The 10,242-nt window shown below is 69.3% G+C and carries 12 protein-coding genes; 9 read left to right on the plus strand and 3 right to left on the minus strand.

The annotated features are described in order from the left end of the window. Positions 1-68: 68 nt before the first annotated feature. Positions 69-914, minus strand: coding sequence for a hypothetical protein (locus COGEMETH_RS15680; protein WP_238183538.1), 846 nt, complete (start codon positions 912-914; stop codon positions 69-71). A 364-nt stretch (positions 915-1,278) separates the two neighbouring features. Here COGEMETH_RS15680 and COGEMETH_RS15685 point away from each other — a divergent pair, with 364 nt between their 5' ends. The 3 genes from COGEMETH_RS15685 (at position 1,279) to COGEMETH_RS15695 (ending at position 4,262) form a co-directional block, all read left to right on the plus strand. Continuing rightward, entirely contained in the window at positions 1,279-2,313 is a 1,035-nt protein-coding gene (locus COGEMETH_RS15685; protein WP_238183539.1) for an aspartate-semialdehyde dehydrogenase, read from the plus strand. 222 nt (positions 2,314-2,535) lie between these two features. Then, entirely contained in the window at positions 2,536-3,582 is a 1,047-nt protein-coding gene (locus tag COGEMETH_RS15690) for a hypothetical protein (protein ID WP_238183540.1), read from the plus strand. Beyond that, positions 3,579-4,262 (plus strand): hypothetical protein, encoded by a 684-nt coding sequence (locus COGEMETH_RS15695; RefSeq protein WP_238183541.1) that lies wholly within the window; start codon positions 3,579-3,581, stop codon positions 4,260-4,262. Before COGEMETH_RS15690 ends, COGEMETH_RS15695 begins: the two co-directional genes overlap by 4 nt. 28 nt (positions 4,263-4,290) lie before the next feature. On the opposite strand, the gene COGEMETH_RS15700 is transcribed toward COGEMETH_RS15695, so the two are convergent. Further along, positions 4,291-4,617: a hypothetical protein gene (locus COGEMETH_RS15700; protein ID WP_238183542.1), complete on the minus strand. Its 327-nt coding sequence runs from the start codon at positions 4,615-4,617 to the stop codon at positions 4,291-4,293. A gap of 590 nt (positions 4,618-5,207) precedes the next feature. Between COGEMETH_RS15700 and COGEMETH_RS15705 the strand changes: the two genes are divergently transcribed. Then, complete coding sequence (locus tag COGEMETH_RS15705; RefSeq protein WP_238183543.1) at positions 5,208-5,390, plus strand: hypothetical protein; 183 nt, start codon at positions 5,208-5,210, stop codon at positions 5,388-5,390. Here the strand turns inward: COGEMETH_RS15705 and COGEMETH_RS15710 are convergent. Then, a complete protein-coding gene (locus tag COGEMETH_RS15710) occupies positions 5,382-6,032 on the minus strand; it encodes a CatB-related O-acetyltransferase (RefSeq protein WP_238183544.1) in 651 nt (216 codons plus the stop codon). The genes COGEMETH_RS15705 and COGEMETH_RS15710 overlap by 9 nt on opposite strands. A 75-nt stretch (positions 6,033-6,107) precedes the next feature. On the opposite strand from COGEMETH_RS15710, the gene COGEMETH_RS15715 reads away from it, so the two are divergent. The 5 genes from COGEMETH_RS15715 to COGEMETH_RS15735 form a co-directional block, all read left to right on the plus strand. Continuing rightward, on the plus strand, positions 6,108-6,359 hold the full coding sequence (locus COGEMETH_RS15715; protein WP_238183545.1) for a DUF4926 domain-containing protein: 252 nt from the start codon (positions 6,108-6,110) through the stop codon (positions 6,357-6,359). Then, on the plus strand, positions 6,356-6,718 hold the full coding sequence (locus tag COGEMETH_RS15720) for a DUF6883 domain-containing protein (protein ID WP_238183546.1): 363 nt from the start codon (positions 6,356-6,358) through the stop codon (positions 6,716-6,718). The genes COGEMETH_RS15715 and COGEMETH_RS15720 overlap by 4 nt, the downstream gene beginning before the upstream one ends. 202 nt (positions 6,719-6,920) lie before the next feature. Beyond that, positions 6,921-7,727 carry a ribosome maturation factor RimP gene (gene rimP, locus COGEMETH_RS15725; RefSeq protein WP_238183547.1) on the plus strand — a complete coding sequence of 269 codons (807 nt, stop codon included), beginning with the start codon at positions 6,921-6,923 and terminating at the stop codon, positions 7,725-7,727. A 93-nt stretch (positions 7,728-7,820) separates the two neighbouring features. Then, positions 7,821-9,440, plus strand: coding sequence for a transcription termination factor NusA (gene nusA, locus COGEMETH_RS15730; protein ID WP_238183548.1), 1,620 nt, complete (start codon positions 7,821-7,823; stop codon positions 9,438-9,440). 32 nt (positions 9,441-9,472) lie between these two features. Beyond that, a partial coding sequence (locus COGEMETH_RS15735; RefSeq protein WP_238183549.1) for an RNA-binding protein occupies positions 9,473-10,242 on the plus strand: 770 nt, incomplete at its 3' end.

The raw sequence follows: 10,242 nt of genomic DNA on the forward strand, positions 1-10,242 counted from the left end.
GACGCCCGAGCGCGGCCGTTTGTTCCGGGGGAATGGCCGAGCTTACGCGATTTTGCCGTATTCCCGCCTCAATTTTTCGTGGCCGCGGGGCGCCGCGCCCCGATCGAGCCGGTGCGGCCGGCGGGCTCGGCCATCGCGGCGGGGCGCGCGGCGACGCAGGCCGGGTCGCGGCGCCCCTGCGCGGCGCGGAAGGCGGCCGCCGTGCCCGCATCGCCCCCCTCCTCCAGCCGCAGGGCGTCGAGGGCGCAGGCGACCGCCCGCGGCTCCGGCGGCTGGCCCAACGGGGCGCAGAGCCAGCCGTCGATCCGTGCCGGCGCGGCCTCCAGGGTGACGAACCCGGTGCAGATCCGGCGCAGGGGGCCGGCCAGCGTCGCCTCCAGGGTCTCGACCGCGCCGAACTTGGTCGCGATCCGCCCGCGGGTGCCGGTGCGGATCACGGCCAGTGCCGGCCCGTCGGCGGCCCGGCGTGCCAGGGTGACGAACAGGCCGGGCGGGGGCGCGGTGCCGGCGTCGCGGGTCAGGGTGAGGCGCAGGTGTGCGTCCTCGATCGCTGCGAACGCCCCGCGGCTCAGGGATTCCTCGCGCAGGCCCGTCGCCGGGTTCAGGCGGGCGGGCTCGATGCGGACCGGATCGAGGGCGTCGGGATCGTCGAGGCGCAGGCGCCCGCCCTCCGGCAGGGCGGCGAGCGCCGGCCTGGCGGGCCGCGCCATCGACGGCACGAACGGTTTTTCGGACTCGGCCGTGAGCGGCGCGGCCGGCGGCGGGGGGCTGCGGGCCGGGCCACGGGCGTAGAGGCTCAAGCCCGCGATCACCGCGGAGGCGGCGGCCAGCCGCAGGGTCAGGCCGATGACCGGCAGGCCGCGCGGGGCGGCAACGTCGGGCGGATGTTCGAGGGGCGGATGTGCGACCTGCATGAGACGCCGGGCTCCGGTGCGGAGGCCCCTGCCCCCGCGCATCGGGGCAGCGTCACACCCCGGCTGCCAGCGCCGGGTTTCCAGAGGCGCGTCTCCAAGACCTTTCCCGGTTCTCGGTGAATCGCGGGTTTCCGGGCAGCCCCGCGTTCACCGTGAGGCTGTCTCGTGGGGTCGAGGCCCGATCTTGACAGGGGCGGGCGTTGCGCGTCTTGCTCGGCGCGGTCGCCGGCCCCATCTGCGTCGCAGCCTGGGACGGTGTGCGCATGCCCGCATTCGGGCATCGATCCGGCCCCCCGCCGTCATCCGCGCGGGACGAGCGCCGCGCCGGCGGCCGGATCGCCAGGCTTCAAGCGGAGTGGGTCAGATGGGTTACAAGGTCGCCGTCGTCGGCGCCACGGGCAACGTGGGCCGCGAGATGCTGGATATCCTGGCCGAGCGGGCGTTCCCCGCCGACGAGGTCGTGGCTTTGGCCTCGCGCCGCAGCCAGGGCCAGGAGGTCTCCTTCGGCGACAAGATCCTGAAGGTCAAAGCGCTCGATGCCTACGACTTCTCCGACACGGACATCTGCCTGATGTCGGCCGGGGGCGAGACCTCCAAGGAATGGTCGCCGCGCATCGGCGCGATGGGCTGCGTCGTGATCGATAACTCGTCCGCCTTCCGCTACGATTCGGACGTGCCGCTGATCGTGCCCGAGGTGAACGCCGACGCGATCGTGGGATTTACCAAGCGCAACATCATCGCCAACCCGAACTGCTCCACGGCCCAGCTCGTGGTGGCCCTCAAGCCCCTGCACGATGCGGCCACGATCAAGCGCGTTGTGATCTCGACCTACCAGTCCGTCTCCGGGGCCGGCAAGGAGGCCATGGACGAGCTGTTCAACCAGACCCGTGCGGTGTTCACGGCCGGCGAGATCCGCCAGGGCAAGTTCACCAAGCGCATCGCCTTCAACGTCATCCCGCACATCGACGTGTTCATGGAGGACGGCTACACCAAGGAAGAGTGGAAGCTGGTCGCCGAGACCAAGAAGATGCTCGACCCCAAGATCAAGCTCACGGCCACCGCCGTGCGCGTGCCGGTGTTCATCGGCCACGCGGAGGCGGTGAACGTCGAGTTCGAGCGCCCGCTCAGCCCTGAGAAGGCCACCGAGATCCTGCGCGCGGCCCCGGGCATCCTGGTGATCGATAAGCGCGAGGACGGCGGCTACATGACCCCGCACGAGGCGGCCGGCGAGGACGCGACCTACATCTCGCGCATCCGCGAGGACGCCACGGTCGAGAACGGCCTGAACTTCTGGTGCGTCTCGGACAACCTGCGCAAGGGCGCGGCGCTCAACACCGTTCAGATCGCCGAGGTGCTGATCAACCGCAAGCTGTTGAACCGGGCCAGGCAGGCCGCCTGAGGCCCCTGCCCCGCGGCCCGGCTTCCTTGCCGGACCTGCGGATCGGACTTTTCGACGAGGCGTCGTCTTCCCACGGGGACGGCGCCTTTTCCATGTCGGCAGGACGCCCCGGAACAGGCGCAAAGGCGATAAGAACAAACCAAGAAATAAGAATAATAGCTGATAGAAGGACTATTTTATGATACCGACTCTCAGTTCCGTAACCGACGAGGTTTGGCTGCGATGCGGGGAAGGCGGTTTTCGAGGCGTGCGGTTGCCGAACGGCGCGGGCTGCTCGCCGGCCTGACGCTGGAGACGAAACTGCTCGGGCTCGAACGGGAGCTCCTCCGCAAGGACTGGTCCGGCCAGCCGCGGGCGCCGGCCGGGCAGCCGGACGGAGGCCGAGGGGTCTCCGGCGGCGGCGGGCACTGGGCGTCGCGGCCGGGCGGCCCGGCCGCCGGGAGCGAGGGGACGAGCACCGAACGCACCGAGACCGAGGACGGCACGCGCGTCGTCTCGATCCGCATCCATGCCGGGCCCCGGCCCTTCGACGAGCAGCACACGGTCGTCGCCCCGGACGGCGAGAGCCGGGTCTTCGAGACCTCCGGCGCGACCCAGACGATCCGCGACGGGCAGAGCGGCGAGGTGCTGGCGCGCAGCACCTTCACGGCCGAGGGCGTGGAGCCGGAGGCGGTGGTCCAGCCTGCCTTCCTCGCGACGGTCCCCGCCGTCGTCGCGCGCACGATCGAACTCGCCGGCGCGCTCTTCGCGGTGCTTTCCGCCCGCAGGGACGGCTTCGGCACCGTTCTCGGGATGTCGGCGCAGGAATACAGACCTGCGGAGGGTTTCGATGAGAATCCCGCACTTTGGGTCGGCCAACTCGATCAGGCCGGACTCGATGCGGCCTGCCCGCGCAACGGCGAGGTTCAGGCTTTGACCGATAGCGTCGCCGCGAGCGTGAGAGCAAGCGGGCTCTATCGATCGGCGTTGGATTTTGGGAATCAAGTTCATAGCGTGATCGCCAACATTGTGAACGATCGGAACGACCCCGACCTCAAGGCTGAGGTTTCGATGGCTCCCACCGGTCCCACTGGCAGAATCGGTCAGATCGGGACTGTGCGCCTCGATCTTTATGAGCGATCAATGCCGGGGACGACCTGCATCTACGATTACAAGACAGGCCAGAGAGGGCTTGGCCCCTTGCGTGCGCTCAATCTCGCGACGATCGCCAAGCGGTATTTCCCAGATACCCAGCGGATTATCGTGATCCAAGTGAGGCCAAGCCGATGACCACCGCCCGTCAGGTCCGGCAACTCGCAAAGCCCCTCCTCGCCCGTCATCCGGATCTCGTCCTGACCGGGCGCACGCTCACCCTATTGCCGGTCCGGCATATCGTGCGGCGGATCGAGTTCCTGTCCAGCCCGAGAGCCGACGATTTCTATCCGACCTGGATCCTGACGGAGATGTTCCTGCCGTGGTTCGATCGCAGCGAAGCCATCGGACGTTGCAACGAGCGCCTCGCCCATCCGGTCCGCGGCTGGAACTGGAGCTGGTCCGATCCGGCGATGGCAGACGACCTCGTCCATCATATCGAGACGAAAATCCTGCCGATGCTGCGGTCCCTCGACACGTTCCGGACCTGCCTGTCCTTCATCCGTCGGCACCCGGAAACCATACCGCGCCTGGACCAGTCCTGGTCCATGGTCACGGACATTGCCTGCGGGGATCTGGATGCGGCGCGTAGCGTGTGGGGACAGATCGGACATCGGTACAGGGACGGTAGACGATCGTCCGATCCACAACTTCGGTATCGCCCGGAGCGTTATGCCGCGATTGGCGAGCCGCTTCTGGCTGGAGATCGTACGAAGCTCGCAAGCCTCCTGCACGCTTGGGAGGCCGAGAACATCTGTGGGGGGAACATGGAGCCCTACTGGCAGTGGACGCCTTTCCCACTGGAGGACCACCTCTGACGCTGAATCCGTGCACGGGACATCATCGTCATCGAGGATGGCCGCGCCGATGACCACGGCCAAACAGATCAAGGGGCTGTTTCAGCGCGTCCTCGAACGCAATCCCGATCTCGTGCAGATCGGTGCATTCACCCTCCGGGTCAGGCCAGTGCATCACATCGCGCTGCGCATCACGGTTGATCGCACCTCCGATCCAGACCGATTCGAGGCGAAGTGGAACCTGACGCCGATCTACAGCGCATGGCCTGGTTTTCATAAAGGTATGGAGAATCATCACGGGGCCTTTCATCCGGAACGATACGATCCGCTGCCGCACGCGTACTGGAAAGATCCAGAGTTGATGAGGCAGGTTCATGAACTCTGCCGTAAGCGCCGCTCATGGCGTTGGTCGGACGCTCGGATTCCGGCCGATTTCGTGAGGGTCGTCGAGACCGAGGTGCTGCCGTTCCTCCGCTCGATGCGGGCTCACGAGCCATTTGCAGCGTATCATCGCTCTCATATCGTCCCAGGCGGGACCGTTCATCCGGAAACACGGCTCGCCATCAACATTGCTCAAGGCGACCTCGACGCCTCTGCCGAGACGTGGCTCGGTCTCGTGCGCAGATATGAGCAGGACACATGCGCGGGCGTTCCCCCACCCGTCCCTCCGACGCCCGGACACCGGCTGCGGCGCGATTCGGACGCCTACCAAGCGCACGTACGTGCGGTGCTGTGCGCGAACTATCGATGGCAGCGCGCGCGGTTTCTGGAAGTCGGCGAACCATTGCGCGCCGGTGATCGCGCCGCGCTCGCCGTCATCCTCCACCGCTGGGAAGCCGAAACCGTCAGGGGCACACCCTACGATCCCTCTGGCAGCCGACGCCGTTCCCGGTGGAGGCCAGCATGTGAGACATGTGGGCATTTTTCCCACATAAATCCGAAACAATCGGCTGCGAGAAGGCGGACATGCCCATCCAGCCGGTCTGCCGCCCCGTGCCCCTGCCGAACCCGCCTCCGCCCCGCCTCTCGCTTCGCGAAATCCTGTTCCTCGCGGTCTGCGCGACCTGGGTCCTCGTCGTGGTGCTCACCGACCGCGCGGCGCCGCTGACGCCGCCGGTCGTGCCCTATGCGATCGCTGCCTCACGCTGAGGCGGCCCGCTCCAGGGCGTCCACGTCGCCGTCCGCGATCGCCGGCAGGGCCCGCGTGATCCGCGCGATCTCCCAGTCCCACCAGGCAATGCGCAGCAGGCGGGCCACCTCCGCGTCCGGGAACCGCATCCGCACCACCTGCGCCGGGTTGCCGGCCACGATCGCGTAGGGCGGCACGTCCCGCGTGACGACGGATTTCGCCGCGACTACCGCCCCGTCGCCGATGCCGACGCCCGGCAGGATCGTCGCCTCGAAGCCGAGCCAGACGTCGTTGCCGATCACCGTGTCGCCCCGGTTCGGGAACTTTTCCACCGCCGCGCCGGCCGCCCAGGCGCCCCCGAAGATCGCGAACGGGTAGGTCGAGGGCGCGTCCAGCCGATGGTTGCCGCCGTTCATCAGGAAGCGCGTGCCGGCCGCGATCGCGCAGAAGCGGCCGATGCGCAGACGGTCGCCGAGGAAGGCGAAGTGGTAGAGGATGTTGGCGAGGAAGGCCTCCGGCCCGGCCGGGTCGTCGTAATAGCTGTAGGCGCCGGCCTCGACGTTCTCGGGCAAGTCGAGGTTGCTCAGGAAGACCACCCGCGGATGCTGCGGCAGCGGGTGCAGGCGGGACGGGTCGGGACCGTGGTTCTGGTCGTGCGTCATGGACGTGTCTGACCTTGGGCATCCCTGATTGGCTGAGTGCTTGTACACCATCCCCGTGCTCCCTATCCTCATCTCATGTCCGTCGAAGTCCTGTATCTGCTGCGCAAGGACGAGCCCGGAGCCGCCATCCGGGACCTCGACGACGTCGTGCTGCTCGCGGATGCGGTGACGGACGACGGTGATGTGATTCCGGCCGGCACAGAGGGAACCGTCGTCGGCATCTGGCCCGGCGGGGCCGCCTGCGAGGTCGAGTTCGCCGAGCCGGAAAGCGCCCTGGCGACGGTGCCCGCATCCGGCCTCAGGCGTGTCGGGCGCCACGCCCCTTGAACGGATCGAGGCCGGACCCGGCAGGGTTCGCGATCCCCGCCAGCAAGATCGTCGACTACCTCCTGAACCTGTCGCATCCCCGTGGCGGCGCGAAGGCCCGCTTCTTCCTCGGTTTCAGCTTCAGCCCCGACGATCCGGCAGGATTCGCAGATGCGCTGCTCGACCACGTCCGGATGACGCCGCCGCAGGCAGCGCAGGATGGGTCCCCGAAACTGGTCTTCGAAGGCGTCATCCGCACCCCGGACGGACGCGCCCCATGGATACGCTCGATCTGGCTGGTGGAACCCGACGGCACGGCGCGCCTCGTCTCGGCCGTGCCGATGCGCAGGCGGTCTGGCGGCGGAGGCGCGTCAGCCTGAGGCCGGCCGCGAGGTGATCGTGCGGTCCCCGCCGATGCGAACTTGAACTCGCCGCAATCCGCGTCTATGTCTCACACCATCAGTTCTGGTTGCAGTCGAAAGGCTGCGGTTCGGGAGTGGGCCCCACCGGGTCCGCTCTTTTTTATTGCCGCAGCCCTGCCATTTCCGGGACCTCACCGCATCGAGGCTGCGTTCCGAAAGCATGTCGGACCTATCCGAAAAGCGTCTCGTCCGGGAGACCGGTGTCGCCGCCCGCGTGGTGCAGGTGATCGAAGGCCCGATCGAGGGGCTCGGCTTCCGGCTGGTCCGGGTCAAGGTCTCGAACGCCAACGGCTGCACCGTGCAGATCATGGTGGAACGGCCGGACGGGACCTGCGCCATCGACGATTGCGAGACCGTGAGCCGGACGATCTCGCCGATCCTCGACCTCGACGATCCGGTCGGCGGGGCCTACTACCTGGAAATCTCCTCGCCGGGCATCGACCGGCCCCTGGTGCGGGTCTCCGACTTCGCCCGCTGGGCCGGCTACGAGGCCAAGATCGAGCTGGCCGTGCCGCTGGACGGCCGCAAGCGGTTTCGCGGGATCATCGGCGCGCCGGATGCGGCGGCCCTGACCGTCCCGGTCGACCTGCCCGACGTGAAGGAGGGCCTGCCCGGCCGGGTCGCCGTGCCCCTGCGCGACCTGTCCGAGGCGCATCTCGTCCTCACCGACGAACTGGTGCGGGAATCCCTGCGCCGCGGCGGCGGGCCGCCCCAGGACGCGGACGATGTCGAGGACGCGGACGACGGCGACGAGGCGGAGGACGAGGCACCCGTGCAGGTGCGCGTCATCCCGCAGCCGAACCGGCCCAAGCCCCAGGGGGCAACCAAGGGCAAGCCGCTGAAGCCCAAGCCGTCGAACAGCAAGGCGTCCCGGGAGAAGGCGGCCGAGGCCGTCCGTGCCGCGGGCCCGAAGAAGCCGGTGACCACCAAGGCGGCCCGCCTCAAGGGCCGCGATTCGTTCCACTGAGGGCCGGGAGCCCGCGCCGTCCGTGACGGCGGCGCGCCCGGAACCACCCAAGACCGATCCAAGTACGACCGACCAAGAGAAGGACCGGAACCGATGGCCGTCGTCAGCGCCAACAGGCTCGAACTCCTCCAGATCGCCGACGCGGTCGCCCGCGAGAAGGTGATCGACCGCTCCATCGTCATCGACGCGATGGAGGAGGCGATCGCCAAGGCGGCCCGCTCGCGCTACGGCGCCGAGACCGACGTGCATGCCGAGATCGACGCCAAGACCGGGGCGCTGCGCCTCTCCCGCCACCTCCTCGTGGTGGACCTCGTGGAGAACGACGCCCGCGAGATCACCCTCGACCAGGCCCGGCGCTACAACCCCGGCGCGCTCGTCGGCGACGTGATCTCCGACACCCTGCCCCCCTTCGATTTCGGGCGCGTGGCGGCCCAGTCGGCCAAGCAGGTCATCGTCCAGAAGGTGCGCGACGCCGAGCGCGCCCGCCAGTTCGACGAGTACAAGGACCGTATCGGCGAGATCCTCAACGGCATCGTCAAGCGCGTCGAGTACGGCAACGTCATCGTCGACCTCGGCCGCGGCGAGGGCATCGTGCGCCGCGACGAGATGATCCCGCGCGAGACCTTCCGGCCGGGCGACCGCATCCGCTCCTACCTGTTCGACGTGCGCTCGGAAGTGCGGGGCCCGCAGATCTTCCTGTCGCGCTCGCACCCGCAGTTCATGGCCAAGCTCTTCGGCCAGGAGGTGCCCGAGATCTACGACGGCATCGTCGAGGTGAAGGCGGTGGCCCGGGACCCGGGCTCGCGCGCCAAGATCGCCGTGATCTCCCGCGACGGCAGCATCGATCCGGTCGGCGCCTGCGTCGGCATGCGGGGCTCGCGCGTCCAGGCGGTGGTCGGCGAGCTTCAGGGTGAGAAGATCGACATCATCCCCTGGTCGGAGGACCAGGCCACCTTCATCGTCAACGCCCTCCAGCCGGCCGAGGTGGTCAAGGTGGTGCTGGACGAGGAGGCCGACCGCATCGAGGTGGTGGTGCCCGACGACCAGCTCTCCCTCGCCATCGGCCGGCGCGGCCAGAACGTGCGGCTCGCCTCCCAGCTCACCGGCTGGGACATCGACATCCTGACGGAGGCCGAGGAATCCGAGCGCCGCCAGAAGGAGTTCGCCGAGCGCACGCAGGTGTTCATGGAGGCCCTCGACGTGGACGAGACGGTGGGCCAGCTGCTCGCGGCGGAAGGCTTCCGCAACGTCGAGGAGATCGCCTTCGTCGACATCCAGGAGCTGGCCTCGATCCAGGGGCTGGACGAGGAGACCGGCGCCGAGATCCAGGCCCGCGCCCAGGACCACCTCGCCCGCATCGAGCAGGAGCTCGACGCCCGCCGCACCGAACTGGGCGTGGCCGACGAGCTGCGCGAGATCGAGGGCGTCACCACGCCGATGCTGGTGGCCTTGGGCGAGAACGAGGTGAAGACCATCGAGGATCTGGCCGGCTGCGCCACCGACGACCTCGTCGGCTACACCGAGGGGCGCGGCCCCGAGGCCGTGCGCCACGCCGGCTACCTCGACGGGTTCGAACTCTCCCGCACGGAGGCCGAGGCCCTGATCATGGCCGCCCGCCTGCACGCGGGCTGGATCGAGGCCCTGCCCGAGCCGGAGGCCGAGGAAGGAACCGATGAGGGCGCCGAGGCCGAGCCCGCCGAGGCGCAGGCCTGATCGGCACAGGTCCGATTCGGGCCGCCCCCGCGATGGTCGACGCGACGGAGACGCCGCCGGACGAGGGGCCGCCCCTCGATGCCGGCCCCGGCCGTCGCGGCCAGGGCCAGGGCCGCGGCCCCGAGCGCACCTGCATCGTCACCCGTCAGGCGCAGGCGCCGGACGGCATGATCCGCTTCGTCCTGGGGCCGGACGGCGCGGTGGTGCCGGACCTGCGGGCCCGGCTCCCCGGCCGCGGCGCCTGGGTCACGGCGGAGCGGACGGTGGTGGCCGAGGCCGTGCGCAAGCGCGCCTTCCTGCGGGCGTTCAAGACCAAGGACGCCGCCGTGCCGGCCGACCTGCCGGACCGGATCGCGGCGGCCCTGCGGGACGACCTGCGCCAGGCGCTGGCCCTGGCCAACAAGGCGGGCTGCGTCGTGGCCGGCTTCTCCAAGGTCGAGGCGGCGGTGGCCGCGCCTCCGGGCGTGGCGGCCGTGATTCACGCGGCCGAAGCCAGCCCGGACGGGCGCCGCAAGCTCGCCGCCGCATTGCACCGGCGGCATGGGGATACCATGTTGCGTATCCCGATCGTCGATGACCTGTCCGAAGACGAATTGGACATGGCCTTGGGTCGGGATCATGTGATACACGCTGCCCTCGTCGCAGGAGTCGGGGCCGCCGGCTGCCTGGCGCGTTGGCGTCGGCTGCGCTCCTTCGAGGGCGCCGCCGCGGCGATCGAGGAGCCCGGTTCTGCCCGCCACGGCCGGATCGACTCGCCTCTGCAAGACGACGCTGAAACGCATCGAACCGGCCCCTTTCGGGT

The organism is Methylobacterium trifolii (genome assembly GCF_022179685.1).
GTDB lineage: Bacteria > Pseudomonadota > Alphaproteobacteria > Rhizobiales > Beijerinckiaceae > Methylobacterium > Methylobacterium trifolii.